This is a genomic window from Rhizobium bangladeshense (assembly GCF_001662075.1).
GTDB classification, from domain to species: domain Bacteria; phylum Pseudomonadota; class Alphaproteobacteria; order Rhizobiales; family Rhizobiaceae; genus Rhizobium; species Rhizobium bangladeshense_B.
Genome location: NZ_LYPL01000006.1, coordinates 276204 through 293115, shown reverse-complemented (window position 1 = coordinate 293115; position 16912 = coordinate 276204). Strand labels below are relative to the sequence as shown.

Sequence of the window (16912 nt, the reverse complement as noted above, 5' to 3'; positions counted from 1 at the left end):
GATCGGCTGCCTCGGGAGTATTATTGGGCTTCAGACTTCGTGACGTTCTCGAGACGCGTCAGCTGGGTCGGGTGCCCCACATATCCCTCAACCTTGCTCGACAGGACGATCGGCTCGAAGCGTTCGAACATCGGCAGCACCGCCGGCTTCTGTTCGACGAACAACTTCTGCATCTCGACATAGAGCTCGCCGCGCTTCTTGGCGTCCGGCTCCATCGATGCCTTCGCCGTCAGCGCCGTGAGTTCGGGAATGTCCCAGGCCGAGCGCCAGACGAAGTTGCCGGCATTGTTGGCTTCCTTCGAATTGTCGGGATTGGAGGAGAACTGCTCCATCGAGCCGAGCACGTTCGGCATGTAGGCGCTGGTCTGCGGGATCAGCAGATCGAAATCCCTGGCGCGATGGGCGGCGATGATTTCCGAGCCGTTGCCCTGCTGGATGTCGACCTTGATACCGACCTGGGCAAGCGACGCCTGGATGGCCGTGGCAAGGTCGATGCGCGGCGTCTGCGCGATCGTCTTCAGCGTCAGCGAGAAGCCATCCTTGAACCCGGCTTCAGCCAGCAGCTGCTTGGACTTTTCGACATCGAGATGCCAGTCGGGGTTCGGGATCGCAGATTCGAAATTCTCAGGAACGGGAACGTTTCTCGCCCGCCCGTAGGGACCCATGATCGTCTTCTCGATGCCCTTATAGTCGATGCCATAGGCAATCGCCTCGCGAACCTTCGGATTGGAGAGGTACTGGTTGCCGGCATTCATCGACAGCACGTAAAAGCCGCCTGTCGGAATGCGCTGGATGGTAAAGCCCTGCTTGTCCTTGAAGGTCGCGAGATCGGCTGCGGTCATGGCGCTGGCGATGTCGATGTCGCCGCGCTCGAGCATCAGCCGCTCGACCTGGCTTTCCGGAACATGCCGGACGATGACGCGCTTCATCTTCGGAGCGCCAGTGACGTAATCCTTATTGGCATCGAGGATCACGAGCTCGTTGGGAGACCAGCGGTTGAGGGTGAACGGACCGGAGCCGGCCGAGTGCGTTCGCATCCAGGCGTTTCCCCAGTCGTTGTCGGCGACATGCTTTTCGACCTCGACGCTGTCGACGACGCTCGTGGTCGATGCAGCGAGCCGGTAGAGCAGCATCTCGGCCGTCACCTGGCCCGAAAAGTCGATGCGCACCGTCTTGTCGTCGACTGCCGTGACGAGCTTGTCGACATTGGTCTTGTCATAGCCGATACGCTTGAGGTTGGCGGCAGCGGCCTGATCCAGCTTCAGAAGCCGCCCAATGGAATAGACGACGTCCTTCGACGTCACCGGATTGCCGGAGGCGAAATTCGCTTGGCGCAGCGTGAAGGTGATGCCCTTGTCGTCGACCTTCCAGCTTTCGGCCAGCTGCGGCACGATCTTGCCATCCGGCGTGCTGTTGACCAGCCGGTCATAGAGATTCGACATGATCTCGACGGCCTTGCCCTCGGTCGCCTGATGCGGATCGAGCGACAGAACCTGTGCCAGCGATGTCCCGATGACCAGCTGGTCCTTCGGCGTAGCGGCATGCGAGAGCGGCGCGGCAATCGCCAGAGCGCCGATGACGGCGCCGACGAACAGGCCTTTCGAAAAATGCTTCATTGTAACTCCTCCCTGGATTACTATAAGAGACATATTATGTCGTCCGTATGTCGTATTATGATTTATCGAAGTCCGATTTGATTTGCAAGACCCGTGCGGAAGACTTGAGGCAAAGGGAACTGGGGAAGCGAGAATGACGACACTCGGCCGTGGTCGGCAAAGACTGGCGCAGCAGGTCATCGATCAACTGCGAGCACAAATCGAGACAGGGAAATTGCGCGTCGGCGACCAGCTGCCGACCGAGCCGCAGCTCGAATCGACCTTCGGCGTCAGCCGCACCGTGGTGCGCGAGGCGATTGCGGATTTGAGGGCTGCAGGTTTCGTTCGGCCGATCCAGGGCAAAGGCGTGTTCGTCGCCGATCCGAAGGTTCATTCGGCCATGTCGCTGACGCCGGTGGAAATCAAAAGCATTCCGGAAACCCTTGAGTTGCTGGAGTTTCGCATGGCGACCGAGGGCGAAGCGGCGGCGATTGCCGCCTATCGCCGCACCGCCGAGCAGGAGGCCGCGATCCGCGAGGCCAACCGCAAAATGGCGCAGCTGATCGAGAGCGGACAGCAAACCGTCGAGGCGGATTATGCCTTTCACATGGCGATCGCCGCCGCCACCAACAACCGATTCTATGTCGACGTGCTGCGCCATTTCGGCCCCCGCGCCATCCCCCGCGGCCAGTTTCCGACGCTGCCCGAAGCCAATGACCGCGACTATCTGCAAAAGGTCTATGCCGAACATGTGGAAATCCTGTCGGGGATCGCCGATCAGGATCCTGACCGTGCCCGCCAGGCGATGCGCGCCCATCTGATGGCCAGCCAAAGGCGCTATCGAATGCTCGCGGAGCAGCAATAGGGCTCGACACCCTTCCGAATTCATATTATGTCATATGACATTGTTGAATTGAGAGGGTCTCTAATGTATTTGGGAACACAGGTGGCGGCGCGGGATGACGACGATTATCGCATCTTCGCGCAATTGGGCGTCAAGCATATCAGCGCCGATCCGCCGGGAAAGCCGAGCAGCTGGACGCTTGCCGACATCGAGCGCCATCGCGACAAGGTCGAAAGCTTCGGCCTGATCCTCGACATGATCCAGCTGCCACTGCCCTCGCAGCCGATCGAGAAGGCCTCTTACCCCGATATTCTGCTCGCCGGTCCCGAGCGCGACCGGCAGATCGATGCCGTCTGCACAATGATCGAGAATGTCGCGAAGGCGGGCATTCCGGCGGTGAAATACAATCTCAACCTGATCGGTATTCCCCGCACGCCGGATGAGCCGGGGCGCGGCGGCTCGATGAATGCCAGCTTCCGCTGGGACAAGACCGATCAGCAGGCAGCACCCGGTCTTGCCGGCGTGCTTTCCGAAGACGAAAACTGGGAGCGGATCGACTATTTCCTGGAACGCGTCGTGCCGGTTGCCGAAAGCAATCGCGTCCGCCTCGCCTGCCATCCGCACGATCCCTACACACCGCCCGGCTATCGCGGCGTCACCCGCGTGCTCGGCACGGTGGAAGGCCTGAAGAAGTTCGTGCTGATGCGCGAAAATCCCTATCACGGCCTCAATTTCTGCCAGGGATCGATCGGCGAGATGCTCGAAAATCCCGGCGAGGAGATCGACGACGTCATTCGCTGGTTCGGCCAGCGCAACAAGATCTTCAACGTCCACTTCCGCAATATTCGCGGCGGCAAGCTTTCCTTCATGGAGACCTTCCCCGACGAAGGCGACATGGACATGGTCCGCTCGGCCAGGATCTACAAGGAAGTCGGCTTCAAATACATGCTGATGCCGGATCATGTGCCGACAGTCAGCGGCAAGGATCCGTCCGCCACCGCATTCGCCTTCTGCTACGGCTATATCGCAGCGCTTCTGCAAATGCTCGAGAGCGCCTGACGCCGCCGATTTTCAACACCTAAGGAATAGGACTTGATGATGAACCCGATTGAATTGAAGAAGGCCGTCGGCAGTGGTCTGCTCTCGTTTCCGGTCACGCATTTCGACGATCAGTTGAAATTCGACGAGGCGAAGTACCGCCGCCATGTCGAGTGGCTTGCCGGTTACGACGCCGCCGCTTTGTTTGCTGCCGGCGGCACCGGCGAATTCTTCTCGCTCAATCCCAGCGAGATTCCGCAGGTCGTCCGAGCCGCCAAGGCTTCGGCGGGCGATACGCCGATCATCTCCGGAACCGGCTACGGCACGTCGCTTGCCATCGAGATCGCCCAGGCGGCCGAAAAGGCCGGCGCCGACGGATTGCTGCTGCTACCGCCCTATCTGATGTTTGCCGAACAGGCCGGCCTGATCGCCCATGTCAAGGCGGTCTGCCAGTCGGTGGGTATCGGCGTCATCGTCTATAATCGCGACAATGCCGTGCTGACCGCCGAAAGCATCGCGCGCCTTGCGGAGGAATGCCCGAACCTGATCGGCTTCAAGGACGGCGTCGGCGATGTCGACAAGGTCATCGAAATCACCACGCTGCTTGGCGACCGCCTCGTCTATGTCGGCGGCATGCCGACCCACGAGGTCTATGCACAAGCCTATTTCGCCGCCGGCGTGACCACCTATTCCTCGGCCGTCTTCAACTTTGTCCCGGCGCTGGCCCAGCGCTTCTATGGCGCCTTGCGCAATGGCGATCAGGCGACCGTCGACGAGATCCTGAAAAGCTTCTTCTTCCCCTTCGTCGCCCTGCGCAATCGCAAGAAGGGGTACGCCGTCTCGATCATCAAGGCCGGCCTTCGCGTCCTTGGCCAGAATCCCGGCCCGGTGCGCCCGCCGCTGACGGATCTCACGCCGGACGAGCTCGCGCAGCTGGAAAAGATCGTCCAGGCCAACGGCGCAGAACGGATTGCGGCGGAGTTAGTCGGAGATTGAGGGCGGCGCTTCGCTCTTTATTAGCTCGTTAGGTCATCCTCGGACCGGACAACCCTACTGCCGAGATGCCCTCATCCGCCTGCCGGCACCTTCTCCCCGCTCGCGGGGAGAAGGGACAAGCCGCGGCCTCTCCGTTTCTCTCCACCTCTCGCGTGGCACGTCCCCTCGCCCCGTTTACGGGGAGAGGGCTAGGGTGAGGGGCTGTTTCGGCAATCTCTTCGGCAGAGCATATTTCGCATGCGCCGGCGGCCCTTACCTACAGCGCCACACCAGTCCCGCGGTCGAAAATGTGCACCTGGTCGCTGGCGATGCTCGCTTCGAACACGGCGCCGTAGCGGGCGGGGTATTCGCCGTCGACGATCGCCGTCACCTGCTGTCCGGCGAGATCGAAGACCACATGGGTCTGGGCGCCTGTCGGTTCCACCAGCACGGTGCGGCCGGCAAGCGGGGTGCCGGCTGACAGGCCGGGGATGAGATGTTCCGGTCGCAGGCCGATGGTGACGGCCTGGCCGGGCCTGACCTTGCGGTTCGGGGCGATGCGGATCGCCGTGCCGTCGCCGAGGCGGGCGGCGGGCTCGCCGTTTTCGCCGTTCACGGTGCCGTCCAGCATGTTCATCGCCGGCGAGCCGATGAAGGCGGCGACGAAGAGATTGGCGGGCTTTTTATAGAGTTCGAGCGGCGTACCCGCCTGCTCCACCTTGCCGTGATTGAGCACGACGATGCGGTCAGCGAGCGTCATCGCCTCGATCTGGTCGTGGGTGACATAGATCGACGTCGTCCGGACCTTCTGGTGCAGTGTCTTGATCTCCGAACGCATCTGCACGCGCAGTTTCGCATCGAGGTTGGAAAGCGGCTCGTCGAACAGGAAGACGGCGGGATTGCGTACGATGGCGCGGCCCATGGCGACGCGCTGGCGCTGGCCGCCGGAGAGCTGCGCCGGCTTGCGGTCGAGCAGTTTGGCGAGATCAAGCATGCGGGCGGCCTCAGCGACGCGGGCCTCGATCTCCGCTTTGGCGACGCCGGCGAGCTTCAGATTGAAGCCCATGTTTTCGGCGACCGTCATGTGCGGATAGAGCGCATAGGACTGGAAGACCATGGCGATGTTGCGCTCGCGCGGCGTCATGCCGTTGACGACATTGCCGCCGATGGCGATCTCGCCGTCGGTGATCTCCTCAAGGCCTGCGATCATTCTGAGCAGCGTCGATTTTCCGCAGCCGGACGGCCCGACCAGGGCGACGAATTCGCCGTCCTCGATATGCAGCGAGATGCCGGGGATGACGTCGACGGTGCCATAGGCTTTGCGGATGTCGTTCAATTCAACGGATGCCATGCTTGCAACTCCAATAGTTCGGCTCAGGACTTGACGGCGCCTGCGGTCAAGCCGGCGATGATGTGCCTCTGGGCGACGAAGAAGACGATAATCGTCGGCAGGATGGTCAGCGTGATGAAGGCCAGCACCAGCTGCCATTCCGTGCCGTATTCGCCGCGATAGACCATGATGCCGAGCGGCCAGGGATATTTCGATTCCGAGTTCAGCATGATCAGCGGCAGGATGTAGCTGTTCCAGCTGCCGACGAAGGAAATGATGCTGACGGTGGCGACGATCGGCCGCGAAAGCGGCAGCGAGATATGCCAGAAGAACCTGAGATAACCGCAACCATCGACGAAGGCCGCCTGAAACAATTCCTCCGGAAGATTGCGGAAATAATTGCGGAACAAGAGGATGCTCATGCCGAGCCCGAAGGCCACCTGCGGCAGCACCACGCCCCAATAGGTGTTCAGCAGGCCGAGATCGCGGATGCGGATGAAGAGCGGCAGGATCGCGGTCGCGGCCGGAAACATCAGACCGAGCAGGAAATAATTGAGCAGGAAGGACGAGCCGAAAAAGCGGACATGGGAAAAGGCGAAGGCCGCCATCGACGAGACGATCAGCGTCAAGAGCACGGTCAGCGCCGCGATGACAAGCGAATTGCCGATCTGCAGCCAATAGCGCTCGCCGAAGAGGATGTCGGTGTAGTTCGCCCATTGCCACTCCGTCGGCAGGCCGAAGGGGTTGGTGCGCAGATCGCCCAGGGTCTTGAAACCGCCGAGCGCCGTCGTCAGCAGCGGCACCAGCACGATCGCGGCGATCAGGCTCAGCGACACGTAGAGATAGATGCGGGTGGATGTTCTCATGCGGATGGAAGAGCTCATATCAGTCATGGCGCATGAAGATCCTTTTGTAACCGAAGGCGAGCGTCACGCAGATGATGAACAGCACCACGCCGACGGCGCTGCCCAGACCCACCTGCATGCGCATGACGCCGTAGGTGTAGAGGAAGGTGACCATCGTCTGCGTGGAGTTGGACGGCCCGCCGCCGGTCAGCGGCATGATCATGTCGAAGAGCTGCAGCGAGCCGACGACAGCAAAGAAAATGGAGAGGCGCAGGGTCGATCCGAGCAGCGGCAGCGTGACGTAACGGAATTTCTGCCAGCCGGTGGCGCCGTCGATCTCGGCCGCTTCCAGCACGCTCTTGTCGACCGATTGCAGGCCGGCGATAAACAGCATCATGTGAAAGCCGAAATACTTCCAGACGATAACCCCGAGGATGGCATAGATCGCCAAGTCCTTGTCGGCGAGCACATAGGGATTGGCGAAACCGAAGAAGTTGGAAACGGCGGCAAACAGGCCATAGTCGCCATCATAGACGAAGCGCCAGATGAGGCCTGCGGCAACATCCGCCAGCACATAGGGCAGGAAGAAGATCAGGCGGTAAGCGACGACACCGGGAATGCGGTGCGCCAGCATGGTGGCGAGCCAAATGGCGAGCGGCACCTGGATGCAGATCGAGATGATGATGATCAGGCCGTTATTGACCAGCGCCTGAGTAAACGCCGCGTTGCGGAACAGGACCTGGAAATTGCGGAGCGCGATGAACTCGGTCGGGGTGCCGTAGCCGTTCCATTTGTAGAGGCTGTACCAGGCCGCCTCGCCCATCGGCATGATGACGAAGAGCGTGAAGAGCAGCAGCGCCGGCGGCAGGAAGAGCAACAGCACCGTCAGGCGGTCGTGGGCGACTGAACACTTCCGGTTTACGGCTCGTCTTGCCGGCCTTGCGGCACTCGGTGTCGATAGGACTGAGATATTGGCCATGGTTCCTGCTTTCGCATCTCGTCGGCAGCTATGCCGGCGCTCCCGATTGGCAGGAGCGCCGGAAGGTTCTGCGGGCGCTGGCTATTGTTCCAGCTCGAAAGCGTCCTGGATCATCTGGGCGCCGTCCTTGGAGTTCATCTGCCCGGAGACGATTTCCACCGAGACGTCGTTGACGACACGGCCGACGGCCGCTCCGAGATCCTGGTCGAAAAAATTCTGATGCCAAGTCGAACCGGCAAGCTGTTTGGCCGATTCGGCCAGCAGCGGATTGACCACGCCGTCATCGGCGCCGACGGCGACGGGCAGGAGCATGCCGGCCTTTGCCATCGCGCGTTCGTTGTCGGCATTCGTCAGGAAAGCGAGAAAATCAATCGCTTCCTTCGAGGCTTTCTTGGTGAGCGCCCAGCCGTTCAGGCCGCCGAGCGTATCGGTCGGCCTGCCGGCGCCGCCTTCAACCGTCGGGAAAACGAAACGGCCGATATTGTCGGACGAGAGCCCCTTGCCGTCGCCGGCGTTCTTGCGCTGGTTGGCCTCGGTCGCTTCAAAGCCGAGAATCATTGCCGCCTTGCCGTCGCCGAAAACGCCGAGCGTCTGCGGCCAGGTCGCGCCGAGATAGCCGGGCTGGAACGGTTCGAGCTTGCCGAGCTCGGCGAGATCTTCGCCGGCCTTGATGATGGCCGGATCGAGGAAGCCTTCGCCCTCGCCGTTCTTGGCCGCGTCGAAGACCTTCTGGCCGCCCTCACGCATGACGAGATAGCTCCAGTAGAAGTGGATCGGCCATTTCTCGCCGCCGCCGCCGGCGATCGGCACGATACCGGCCGCCTTGATCTTCTTCACCGCCTCAAGAAAATCGGTCCAGGTCTTGATATCCTCGGCCTTGACGCCTGCCTTGGCAAACAGCGCCTTGTTATAGAAGAAGCTCACCAGGCCGACTTTGTAGGGGATCGCCCAGGTCTTGCCGTCGAAGGTCAGGCCGTCGACCGAGGCCGGCGCATAGGCCTTGCGCAGCTTGCCGCCATCGGCATCGAGGGCTGCCGTCACATCCTGCAGCGCGCCGGTTTCGGACTGCTGCTTCAGGACACCGCCGCCCCAGCTGAAAAAGAAATCCGGCACATCGTCGGACTGCAGCAGCGTGGGAAGCTTGGCCTTGAAGGCCTCGTTTTCGAGAAACTGCATCTGGATGTCGACGTCGGGATGCTGGGCTTCGTATTTCTTGACGATGTCTTCCCAGGCGGCAACGTTCTTCGGATCGGTTTCAAGATGCAGCCACTTGACGACCGTCGTCGCCGAGGCAGCCCCGGCTCCGGCCAGCAACATGCCGGCTGCCGCGGCCATGGATACGATGCGCCTGCCGCCGAAAGCGGCGCTCTTCAGCATGAAATTCATGATTTTCCTCCCAGGGGACCTATCCTCACAATTTTTCCCCAATGCGGATTAATTCAGCGGACCTTGTGCCGGATGTCAACCCAATGCGTTAATTTTTGCCAAATTCGCTTGACAGCTCCGTGGAATTGCCTGCTATTTAATTCGTAACCCGTTATAAATATTGGCTTCAGCCAACCAAACGACTGCCGGCACATTTTCATGAAGACTGCAGATCCAGAATTGATGCGCGCGATCAATCGCTTGAACGTGCTCGACACCATCCGCCGCCATGGCCCGATCTCGCGCATCGAAATCAGCGAGCGGACGGAGCTGTCGACGACAACCGTCTCGGCCATCACCGCCTCGCTGCTCGATGACGGGCTGATCCTGCCGCGGCATGAGGGCGATATCCGCAATGAGGCGGTGCGCGGCAGGCCGCGCGTGGCGCTGGAGCTCAATCCTGATGCCGCCCGTGTCGTCGGCGGCAAGATTGCCGCCAACCGCATGGTCTTCGTCGTCACCAATTTCCGTGGCGACGTGCTGTCGAAGCTCGCCTTGCCGATCCGCATCGACCGGCAGCCGATTGGCGTCATTGCCGACCTGGTCGAGGACGGCGTGCGGCGCTGCGTCGTCGATGCCGGCCTGTCGCTGGAAGATGTCGACAGCATCTGCCTCGGCTTTCCCGGCGTCATCGAGCACCGCACCGGCTACATCAGAAGCAGCCCGATCTTTCGCGACATCAATGTCGATTTCGCCGCCGAGATGTCGACGCGGCTGTCGACGCCAACCATCGTCGAAAGCGACGCCCACGCCATCACGCTCGGCCACCACTGGTTCGGGAAGGCCCGCGATCTCGAGGACATGGTGCTGATTTCGCTGGAACAGACGCTCGGTCTCGGGGTGCTGCACGGCAACCGCCTGTTTCGTGGCGCCGGCGGCCTCAGCCACAATCTCGGCGACCTTGTGCTCGGCATGGGACCGAACGGCGTGATGCGGCTCTTCAGCCAGGCCGGCGAAAGCGCCATCCTCGGCGAACATCAGACCGACGGCCGTTTTGCCGAAGCGATCCGCCTCGGGCGCGGCATGACCCATGCCCAGGCGCTGATCAAGGCCGACGACGACCGTCTGATCGCTTCTGCCATCCGCGCCGGCGAAGCGGTGGGATTGACCATCGCCAATATCGTGACGCTCTTTGCGCCGCCGCGCGTCATCCTGGTCGGCTCCAGCCTGGCGCTCGGCGAACCCTTCTTGAACAGCCTGCGCGACGCCTATGCGCTCGCCATTCCGCCGTCGCTGAAGGGTGTCAGCGAACTCGTCTTCGATGATTCGAGCGATGATTTCTGGGCGCAGGGCGCTGCCGCAGTCGCGCTGTATGAGCTCTACGAATCGCCCTGGAGCACGACCGGGCCGGCCCTTTGACGGGCGAGACAAGCAAGATCAAATGGAGGAATTCATGGACAAAGTCGGTATCGGCATCATTGGATGCGGCAATATTTCGGGCGCCTATCTTACAGCGATGGCCTCCTTTCCCATCCTCGATATCCGCGGCGTCGCCGATCTCAACCGGGAGCTCGCAGAGGCCAAGGCGCGCGAATTCAACGTTCCCGCCAAATCAGTCGAAGAACTCTTCGCCGATCCCAAAGTCGAAATCATCGTCAATCTGACGATCCCGAGAGCCCATGTCGCCGTCGCGCTCCAGGCACTCGGGGCCGGCAAGCATACCTATTCGGAAAAGCCGCTCGGGATTAATTTCGCGGAAGGGAAAAAATTGGCCGAGGCGGCGCGCGGGCGAAATCTGCGCATCGGCGCGGCGCCCGACACCTTCCTCGGCGGCGGCCATCAAACGGCCCGTGCCCTGATCGACCAGGGCGTCATCGGCCAACCGGTCGGCGGCTCGGCCACCTTCATGTGCCCGGGCCATGAGCGCTGGCATCCGAACCCGGCCTTCTATTACGAGGTCGGCGGCGGGCCGATGCTCGACATGGGTCCCTATTACATTACCGATCTCGTCAATCTGCTCGGGCCGGTATCGCAGGTCGCGGGCTTTGCGACGACGCCACGGGCCGAACGGCTTATTACCAGCGAGCCGCGTAATGGCGAGCGTATTCCCGTGCATGTGCCGACCCATGTCGCCGGCATGATGGCTTTTGCCAATGGCGCGGTCGTGCAGATCGCCATGAGCTTCGATGTCGCCGGCCATAAGCATGTGCCGCTCGAAGTCTACGGAACCGAGGGCACGCTTATCGTCCCGGACCCCAACAAGTTTGCCGGTCCTGTCGAGTATCTGAAGAAGGGCGGCGCCTTCGAGGACCAGCCGGTCACCGCGCCCTATGCCGAAGGCAATTTCCGCTCGCTCGGCGTCGCCGACATGGCGCATGCGATCCGCTCCAACCGGCCGCATCGCGCCAATGGCGATTTGGCGCTGCATGTGCTGGAGGTCATGGAAGCTTTCCACACCGCCTCTGAAACCGGTAGGACGGTCACCATCACCACGGCGACGGAGCGCCCTGCCCCCTTGTCGGATTCCATCGTCGACGGACGGCTGGCGAAATAATTTCAGGAGGAATGACTATGCGTGAAGCACTGATCGTCTGGGGCGGCTGGAGCGGGCATGAGCCGCAGGAATGCGCCGAAATCATCAAGGGGATGCTCGAGGAGGACGGTTTCAAGGTCTATGTCGAACATGGCACCGAGGCGCTTGCCGACCCTTCCGTCCATGATCTCAGCCTCGTCGTGCCGATCATGACGATGTCGAAGATCGAGAAGGAGGAGGTCAAGAACCTCGCCGCGGCGATCGAAAGCGGCGTCGGCATTGCCGGTTATCACGGCGGCGCGGGCGACGCCTTCCGCGACTCCGTCGACTACCAATTCATCATCGGCGGCCAGTGGGTGGCCCATCCCGGCAACATAATCGACTATACCGTCAACATCACCCGGCCGGACGATCCGCTGATGGAGGGGATTTCCGATTTCCCCTACCGGTCGGAGCAATATTACATGCATGTCGACCCGTCGAACGAGGTTCTGGCGACGACCAAATTCACCGGCGAGCACGCCTACTGGATCGACGGCGTCGTCATGCCCGTCGTCTGGAAGCGCAAATACGGCAAGGGCCGCGTCTTCTATTCCTCGCTGGGCCATCAGGCCAAGGAATTCGACGTTCCCGAGATGAAGACGATCTTCCGCCGCGGCGCGAACTGGGCGGCGCGGTGAGATAGGGCCTTTCGCGGGGAACCAAAAGACCCCTCCCCAACCCCTCCCCACAAGGGGGAGGGACTAAGACGCCGCACCGATTCACATAAACTCTACCGTATCTATCCGTCGAACGGTAACAGCCAGCAAGGCCTCTGCTTTCGGTCGCCGCCGGACGCCACAGCATAGTCCCTCCCCCTTTTGGAGGGGTTTTTGGCTTAGCGAATGATCAACGCCGTCCCAAATAGCCCCAGCGCAAACACAGTATGCGCAAGCAGATTAAAGCACCGGACCTTCATCGGCTTCGGATGTCTGGAAGCCGCCCAGCCGAGGCCGAGGCCGGGCTGCAGCAGGAACCACCCTGCCCCGACGGTGATGATGCCGAAGATCCAGGCGGGGAGAAATGTCGGTGTAGCGAGCCAACCCTGCCCCATGATGATCGCGAAGATCACGCCATAGAGAATGCCGACGGCGTAGTGGCTGATCCAGCCGAGCGCCAATTCCCCAGCATAAGGTGCGGCATCGGCGATGTTGTCATGAAAGACCTTGCCGCGGCGAAGATGCCAGAACCAGCGGCCGACCGGCGCCCAGTTGGGCGGCGTCTGGCCGAAGACCTTGGTAAGCACGATCGCCCAGAGGTCCATGAGGATGGTTGCGCCGGCGCCGATCGCCAGGCCGCGCAATAGAATATCGAACATCGGGAATCACCGGAAAGCGTTGACCTGAAGAAGCGCCAGAAGATCATTGCAGCCGGTTTAGCGCAATGGCGTTGGTGCACGCTACCTGTTCTGTTGCAATCGGCATGTCAGCGTGTTGCCCTCATACCCACCATAGCTCTATCACGAGACCTGAGGGTCAATTGCAATACCATTCTACCTGAGCGAACTGACAGCCCCGATTTCGCCGGACTTTCGCGCGATGGCCGTTGCCTCCAGGCGATGCCCCTTCGGCCATCCCAAAGCATGATCAGCGGCATCCATGGCGGCCGACATGCTTGGTGGCGAAGCCGCAAGAAGGATGCGGTAGCGCCTGGCGCCAGGGGACTTGCGCTTCCCTGAATTTCAGCCAAAAATACTAATCGTAATACTCGGGCACCTCACAGCAATGCGGCGCTCCCGGAAGTTATTCATACAATTAATCAAAGTTGATTGCAGATTGCCGGCAGCGCGACGCGGCATCCGGCCTGCCGAGATCGAACAACTCGAATTTATATCTATCTTCACGGCGTGGATGCCACATGTCTTTCGGAGAATCGCAAGGGGACAGAAAGTATCGGACCAGCGAGCGAGTGGGCGGGCTTGTTGATTGCTCATCGCTGCAGGTCGAACTCAGGCATTTCGATCCGGGCTGGCAGGTTGACCTTACACTCGAGTGCACGGAAATAGCCGTCCTGCTCTCGGGTCAGTCGAAGATTAGGTGGACTGGTGATGGCCACAGGCGGGAAGCGATCGCTCGCCCCGGTGTCGCTTGGATATGTCCGGCGGGTGTCCATGAGAGCGGCGTAGAAATCATGGGTACCATGCCCGAGTCCCTCCATATCTTCCTGCCGCCGTCGCTCGTCGGTGAGAGCGCGCTTTCAAATTTCGACATCGACCCGGCCAAGGTGCAGCTCGCCTATGCCGGCGGCGTCCCCGACCCAACGGTGCTGCAGATCGGTCAGCTCTTTCGGGGCTTGTTGAACAGAAGCCTTGAGCCTACTGATCGACTCTTCCTCGACGGCCTTCAGATGGCGCTGGCGGCGCACCTGCTCGGCACCTATTCGTCTGTTCGCTGGCAACCCGCCGCACAGGCGCCGAATGTCGACCCAAAAAGGCTGCAACGCGTCTTCGATTTCATTGAAGCCCGCGTCGCGGCAGAAATCTCGCTGGATGACCTTGCCGCGGAAGCTTGCCTCAGCCCCTTTCATTTCGCCCGCATGTTTCGCAAGGCTACCGGCCTGACGCCGCATCGCTACGTCACCGAGCGACGGATCGAAGCAGCCAAGGAAAAGCTGCGGCTCGCACGGTCCTCGCTCGTGGAGATCGCGCTCGATACCGGCTTCGGCTCGCAGGCGAATTTCACCCGGGTCTTCCGTAAGATGACCGGCTTGACGCCCGGCCAATACCGGGCGCTCATCACCGGTTAGCCGCCACCGGATATAGTTCGCCGTCTGCGCATGCCGGCACGCCGGAGCGCAAGATTTGCGCATAGCGCAGCAAGAGCTGAAAATACTGCAGACCGGTTCCGCCTATATACACCTGTCTCATCGAGCGAGGAGCGCCAGCCCCCGAGCGAAAAGAGGAGACAGGAGATGATTACCATTGACGAAGCTCGCAGGGTCATCGCCGCAGGTGAGGCGCGGGCTAATGAGATCGGTGTGCGGGTCAATATCACGGTCTTGGACGCCGGAGCGCATCTCAAGGCGTTCAGCCGAATGGACGGCGCAGTGCTCGGCTCGATCGACCTCGCTATAGGCAAAGCGCGAACGGCCGTATTGTTTCAAACGACAAGCGAGGCCGTCTGGGAATATTGCAAGCCCGGCGCTCCCGCCCATGCCCTCGAACTATCCAATGGCGGCCTAACTCCCTTTGCCGGCGGCATCTCGCTCCTTGGCCGCGATGGCACGGTGATCGGCGCCGTTGGCGTTTCCGGCGGAGCGGTTCCACAGGATCTCGAAATCGCGCAGGCAGCGGCTGCGGCCGTCGCGTGATGCTGTGCCAAGACTTGATTTCCACCAACCCGAAACCATCGAAAGGAATGTCTCATGAGCAAGACCATTTTGATCACTGGCGCAGGCTCCGGCTTCGGCAAGGGCGCCGCCATCGGCATGGCCAGGAACGGCCACAGCATCATCGCGACCACGCAGGTTTCCTCGCAGGTTACGCCGCTGCGTGAGGAGGTCGCCTCCCTCGGCCTCAAGAACGTCCGTATCGAGCGGCTCGACCTCACCGATCCCTACGACATCAAGCAAGCGCAAAGCTGGGATTTTGACGTTCTTTGGAACAATGCCGGCATGGGCGAAGCCGGCCCGGTTTGGGAAATCCCGATCGAACTTGTTCGCAAGAACTACGAAGTCAACGTCTTCCTGCCGCTGGTGCTGACTCAAGGCGTCGTCCAGAGATGGGTGCGCGAAGGCAAGAGGGGCAAAGTCGTGTTCACCTCCTCGATGGGCGGCCTCTTCACTCCGGCCAACTGGGGCACTTATGTCTCCACCAAGCACGCGTTGGAATCGATCGCCGAAGCGCTGCAGCAGGAACTCGCACCTTATGGCATCAAGATCCAGACGATCAATCCGGGCGCCTACTACACCGGCTACAACGAGACGATGGCGGACAATCCGTTCCGCTGGCTGGATGACAGCAAGAACTTCACCAAGCGCGCAGATCTGCGAAAGGGTTTCGACGATTTCTTCGCAACGCCCGAAGGCAAGATGGATCCGAAGGAAATGATCGATCGGATGATCGAAGTCGTTCCGGCCGACACCGGCAGGTTCCGCAACGTCGTTCCGAAGGTCATCGAGGACATGCTGAAGGAGCATCAGCTGAGAGCCTGGGAAAACCAGATCTAAGCAGATTGCTGGCGGCGAGCGCCGCAAGCGGCACCCGGCCAGCGGGTGTCGCCCCACTCGTTTACCCTCTGGAGAAAACCATGTCCTACACTGCAACGGCAACCGTATGCCGCCCGCAATCCCTGGCCAGGCGCATCTTCAATGCAACCTTCGGCATCGCTGCCGCCATCCTTGCTCTGGGCGGGCTCGAAGCTCGCGCCGCAGCGCAGTCTCTGACTGAAACCGAACGCCGCAACAAGGCAGCCGTCGAGGCTGGATTCGAAGCCTGGGCGGCCGGTACAGGCAGTCCTTATGATCTCCTCGCCGACGACGCCCGCTGGACAATCGAGGGCTATTCGCTGGCATCGAAGACCTATCCCAGCCGCGAGGCATTCCTGCATGAGGTGATCCGCCCGTTTAACGCCCGAATGAAGACACCGCTGAAGCCGGCGATCCGCAACGTATATGTCGACGGCGACACTGTGATCGTCTTTTTCGACGCCCGCGGCGTCGCCCGCGACGGAGAGCCCTACGCAAACACCTATGCCTGGTTTCTCGACATGCGCGACGGCCGTATCGTCCGTGCCTCGGCCTTCTTCGATTCGATCGTGTTCAACGCCTTTTGGACGCGCGTGACGCCGGTCGACTAGAGTCTTCCAGGTCAGAACCAAACTCGCAGTTCCAGGGTGGCGCGGCGGACATTCTACACCCTCGGATGCCCGCCGCCTTCTCTGCGGGTTCGATCAGCCGCCCTTTTGCGCTTCCTCGGCGCCATTACCGATATCGTCACTGATATCACGGGCAGGCACGTTTTAGAGTGCGTCGCGTTCGTATCGCGGTGTCCAGCCGCGGGCCATTCCGCGGCTCATCACGCTTTCCGCCAGCGCCAGTTGCTGGCGCAGATGCCTGCAGTCGTCGAGCAGCGTGCGGATCGCCGCCTTTGCATCGTCGTCATGCCAGGCGAGCACGGCCTCCACCTCCCATGCTCGATCAGGCCAAACCGGCGTGGAGAAAGTCGGATCGGGGCTGAATGGCTTTGCCGGCTGCATCAGTTCAGTGCCAGCGGCAATTGGACCGGCCGCGGCAAAGGCGGCAGCGGCCGGCTGAGTTCGACCTTTTTCTGCCAGGCGGCGCGACGCTGCTGATCCCGTTCGCGGGCCGCGCGGGAGGCTTCGACGAGGGCCAGGGCGTTGGCAATCACCTGTTCCGTATGTGTCATGACC

18 protein-coding genes are annotated in these 16912 nt (G+C 61.3%); 10 read left to right on the top strand and 8 right to left on the bottom strand.

Annotation, left to right across the window (positions count from 1 at the left end):
• Window positions 1–20: 20 nt before the first annotated feature.
• Window positions 21–1616 (bottom strand): ABC transporter substrate-binding protein, encoded by a 1596-nt coding sequence (locus A7X77_RS15010; RefSeq protein WP_064683669.1) that lies wholly within the window; start codon window positions 1614–1616, stop codon window positions 21–23.
• Window positions 1617–1749: 133 nt separating this feature from the next.
• Between A7X77_RS15010 and A7X77_RS15005 the strand changes: the two genes are divergently transcribed.
• From A7X77_RS15005 to kdgD, 3 genes are all read left to right on the top strand, one after another.
• On the top strand, window positions 1750–2460 hold the full coding sequence (locus A7X77_RS15005) for a FadR/GntR family transcriptional regulator (protein WP_064683668.1): 711 nt from the start codon (window positions 1750–1752) through the stop codon (window positions 2458–2460).
• Window positions 2461–2523: 63 nt separating this feature from the next.
• Window positions 2524–3498, top strand: coding sequence for a mannonate dehydratase (locus tag A7X77_RS15000; RefSeq protein WP_064683667.1), 975 nt, complete (start codon window positions 2524–2526; stop codon window positions 3496–3498).
• Window positions 3499–3534: 36 nt separating this feature from the next.
• Window positions 3535–4473 carry a 5-dehydro-4-deoxyglucarate dehydratase gene (kdgD, locus tag A7X77_RS14995; protein WP_064683666.1) on the top strand — a complete coding sequence of 313 codons (939 nt, stop codon included), beginning with the start codon at window positions 3535–3537 and terminating at the stop codon, window positions 4471–4473.
• A 256-nt stretch (window positions 4474–4729) separates the two neighbouring features.
• Here the strand turns inward: kdgD and A7X77_RS14990 are convergent, their stop codons facing one another.
• From A7X77_RS14990 to A7X77_RS14975, 4 genes are all read right to left on the bottom strand, one after another.
• Window positions 4730–5803 carry an ABC transporter ATP-binding protein gene (locus tag A7X77_RS14990; RefSeq protein ID WP_064683665.1) on the bottom strand — a complete coding sequence of 358 codons (1074 nt, stop codon included), beginning with the start codon at window positions 5801–5803 and terminating at the stop codon, window positions 4730–4732.
• Between the two features lie 23 nt (window positions 5804–5826).
• Complete coding sequence (locus A7X77_RS14985) at window positions 5827–6675, bottom strand: carbohydrate ABC transporter permease (protein WP_064683664.1); 849 nt, start codon at window positions 6673–6675, stop codon at window positions 5827–5829.
• A complete protein-coding gene (locus tag A7X77_RS14980; RefSeq protein ID WP_064683663.1) occupies window positions 6668–7606 on the bottom strand; it encodes a carbohydrate ABC transporter permease in 939 nt (312 codons plus the stop codon). The genes A7X77_RS14985 and A7X77_RS14980 overlap by 8 nt, the downstream gene beginning before the upstream one ends.
• A gap of 81 nt (window positions 7607–7687) precedes the next feature.
• On the bottom strand, window positions 7688–8992 hold the full coding sequence (locus A7X77_RS14975) for an extracellular solute-binding protein (RefSeq protein WP_064683662.1): 1305 nt from the start codon (window positions 8990–8992) through the stop codon (window positions 7688–7690).
• Window positions 8993–9190: 198 nt separating this feature from the next.
• Between A7X77_RS14975 and A7X77_RS14970 the strand changes: the two genes are divergently transcribed.
• The 3 genes from A7X77_RS14970 to A7X77_RS14960 are packed head-to-tail and all read left to right on the top strand — an operon-like array spanning window position 9191 to window position 12184.
• Window positions 9191–10390 (top strand): ROK family transcriptional regulator, encoded by a 1200-nt coding sequence (locus tag A7X77_RS14970; protein ID WP_064683661.1) that lies wholly within the window; start codon window positions 9191–9193, stop codon window positions 10388–10390.
• Between the two features lie 34 nt (window positions 10391–10424).
• Window positions 10425–11525 carry a Gfo/Idh/MocA family protein gene (locus tag A7X77_RS14965; protein ID WP_064683747.1) on the top strand — a complete coding sequence of 367 codons (1101 nt, stop codon included), beginning with the start codon at window positions 10425–10427 and terminating at the stop codon, window positions 11523–11525.
• 17 nt (window positions 11526–11542) lie between these two features.
• The gene (locus tag A7X77_RS14960; RefSeq protein WP_064683660.1) at window positions 11543–12184 is read left to right on the top strand and encodes a ThuA domain-containing protein; all 642 of its coding nucleotides are present in this window, start codon (window positions 11543–11545) and stop codon (window positions 12182–12184) included.
• A gap of 197 nt (window positions 12185–12381) precedes the next feature.
• Here A7X77_RS14960 and A7X77_RS14955 read toward each other — a convergent pair whose 3' ends face one another.
• Window positions 12382–12861 carry a DUF2938 domain-containing protein gene (locus A7X77_RS14955; RefSeq protein ID WP_064683659.1) on the bottom strand — a complete coding sequence of 160 codons (480 nt, stop codon included), beginning with the start codon at window positions 12859–12861 and terminating at the stop codon, window positions 12382–12384.
• 539 nt (window positions 12862–13400) lie between these two features.
• Between A7X77_RS14955 and A7X77_RS14950 the strand changes: the two genes are divergently transcribed.
• From A7X77_RS14950 to A7X77_RS14935, 4 genes are all read left to right on the top strand, one after another.
• Window positions 13401–14288 carry an AraC family transcriptional regulator gene (locus A7X77_RS14950; RefSeq protein ID WP_064683658.1) on the top strand — a complete coding sequence of 296 codons (888 nt, stop codon included), beginning with the start codon at window positions 13401–13403 and terminating at the stop codon, window positions 14286–14288.
• 165 nt (window positions 14289–14453) lie between these two features.
• Window positions 14454–14852 carry a GlcG/HbpS family heme-binding protein gene (locus tag A7X77_RS14945; RefSeq protein ID WP_064683657.1) on the top strand — a complete coding sequence of 133 codons (399 nt, stop codon included), beginning with the start codon at window positions 14454–14456 and terminating at the stop codon, window positions 14850–14852.
• Between the two features lie 54 nt (window positions 14853–14906).
• Window positions 14907–15710, top strand: coding sequence for an SDR family oxidoreductase (locus A7X77_RS14940; protein WP_064683656.1), 804 nt, complete (start codon window positions 14907–14909; stop codon window positions 15708–15710).
• A gap of 80 nt (window positions 15711–15790) precedes the next feature.
• On the top strand, window positions 15791–16339 hold the full coding sequence (locus A7X77_RS14935; RefSeq protein WP_064683655.1) for a nuclear transport factor 2 family protein: 549 nt from the start codon (window positions 15791–15793) through the stop codon (window positions 16337–16339).
• 162 nt (window positions 16340–16501) lie between these two features.
• Here the strand turns inward: A7X77_RS14935 and A7X77_RS14930 are convergent, their stop codons facing one another.
• Together A7X77_RS14930 and A7X77_RS33080 are read right to left on the bottom strand one after the other, a co-directional pair.
• Window positions 16502–16738, bottom strand: a complete 237-nt coding sequence (locus A7X77_RS14930) for a hypothetical protein (protein WP_064683654.1) — start codon at window positions 16736–16738, stop codon at window positions 16502–16504.
• Window positions 16738–16908, bottom strand: coding sequence for a hypothetical protein (locus A7X77_RS33080; RefSeq protein WP_164517744.1), 171 nt, complete (start codon window positions 16906–16908; stop codon window positions 16738–16740). The genes A7X77_RS14930 and A7X77_RS33080 overlap by 1 nt, the downstream gene beginning before the upstream one ends.
• Window positions 16909–16912: the final 4 nt, after the last annotated feature.

Excerpts from the sequence above, each read along its gene's own strand:
- A7X77_RS14985 (WP_064683664.1), bottom strand. The coding sequence starts at position 6,675 with ATGACTGATATGAGCTCTTCCATCCGCATGAGAACATCCACCCGCATC.
- A7X77_RS33080 (WP_164517744.1), bottom strand. The coding sequence starts at position 16,908 with ATGACACATACGGAACAGGTGATTGCCAACGCCCTGGCCCTCGTCGAA.
- A7X77_RS14935 (WP_064683655.1), top strand. The coding sequence starts at position 15,791 with ATGTCCTACACTGCAACGGCAACCGTATGCCGCCCGCAATCCCTGGCC.
- A7X77_RS14950 (WP_064683658.1), top strand. The coding sequence starts at position 13,401 with ATGTCTTTCGGAGAATCGCAAGGGGACAGAAAGTATCGGACCAGCGAG.
- kdgD (WP_064683666.1), top strand. The coding sequence starts at position 3,535 with ATGATGAACCCGATTGAATTGAAGAAGGCCGTCGGCAGTGGTCTGCTC.
- A7X77_RS15005 (WP_064683668.1), top strand. The coding sequence starts at position 1,750 with ATGACGACACTCGGCCGTGGTCGGCAAAGACTGGCGCAGCAGGTCATC.
- A7X77_RS14945 (WP_064683657.1), top strand. The coding sequence starts at position 14,454 with ATGATTACCATTGACGAAGCTCGCAGGGTCATCGCCGCAGGTGAGGCG.
- A7X77_RS15010 (WP_064683669.1), bottom strand. The coding sequence starts at position 1,616 with ATGAAGCATTTTTCGAAAGGCCTGTTCGTCGGCGCCGTCATCGGCGCT.
- A7X77_RS14975 (WP_064683662.1), bottom strand. The coding sequence starts at position 8,992 with ATGAATTTCATGCTGAAGAGCGCCGCTTTCGGCGGCAGGCGCATCGTA.
- A7X77_RS14980 (WP_064683663.1), bottom strand. The coding sequence starts at position 7,606 with ATGGCCAATATCTCAGTCCTATCGACACCGAGTGCCGCAAGGCCGGCA.
- A7X77_RS14930 (WP_064683654.1), bottom strand. The coding sequence starts at position 16,738 with ATGCAGCCGGCAAAGCCATTCAGCCCCGATCCGACTTTCTCCACGCCG.
- A7X77_RS14960 (WP_064683660.1), top strand. The coding sequence starts at position 11,543 with ATGCGTGAAGCACTGATCGTCTGGGGCGGCTGGAGCGGGCATGAGCCG.
- A7X77_RS14990 (WP_064683665.1), bottom strand. The coding sequence starts at position 5,803 with ATGGCATCCGTTGAATTGAACGACATCCGCAAAGCCTATGGCACCGTC.
- A7X77_RS14955 (WP_064683659.1), bottom strand. The coding sequence starts at position 12,861 with ATGTTCGATATTCTATTGCGCGGCCTGGCGATCGGCGCCGGCGCAACC.
- A7X77_RS14970 (WP_064683661.1), top strand. The coding sequence starts at position 9,191 with ATGAAGACTGCAGATCCAGAATTGATGCGCGCGATCAATCGCTTGAAC.
- A7X77_RS15000 (WP_064683667.1), top strand. The coding sequence starts at position 2,524 with ATGTATTTGGGAACACAGGTGGCGGCGCGGGATGACGACGATTATCGC.
- A7X77_RS14965 (WP_064683747.1), top strand. The coding sequence starts at position 10,425 with ATGGACAAAGTCGGTATCGGCATCATTGGATGCGGCAATATTTCGGGC.
- A7X77_RS14940 (WP_064683656.1), top strand. The coding sequence starts at position 14,907 with ATGAGCAAGACCATTTTGATCACTGGCGCAGGCTCCGGCTTCGGCAAG.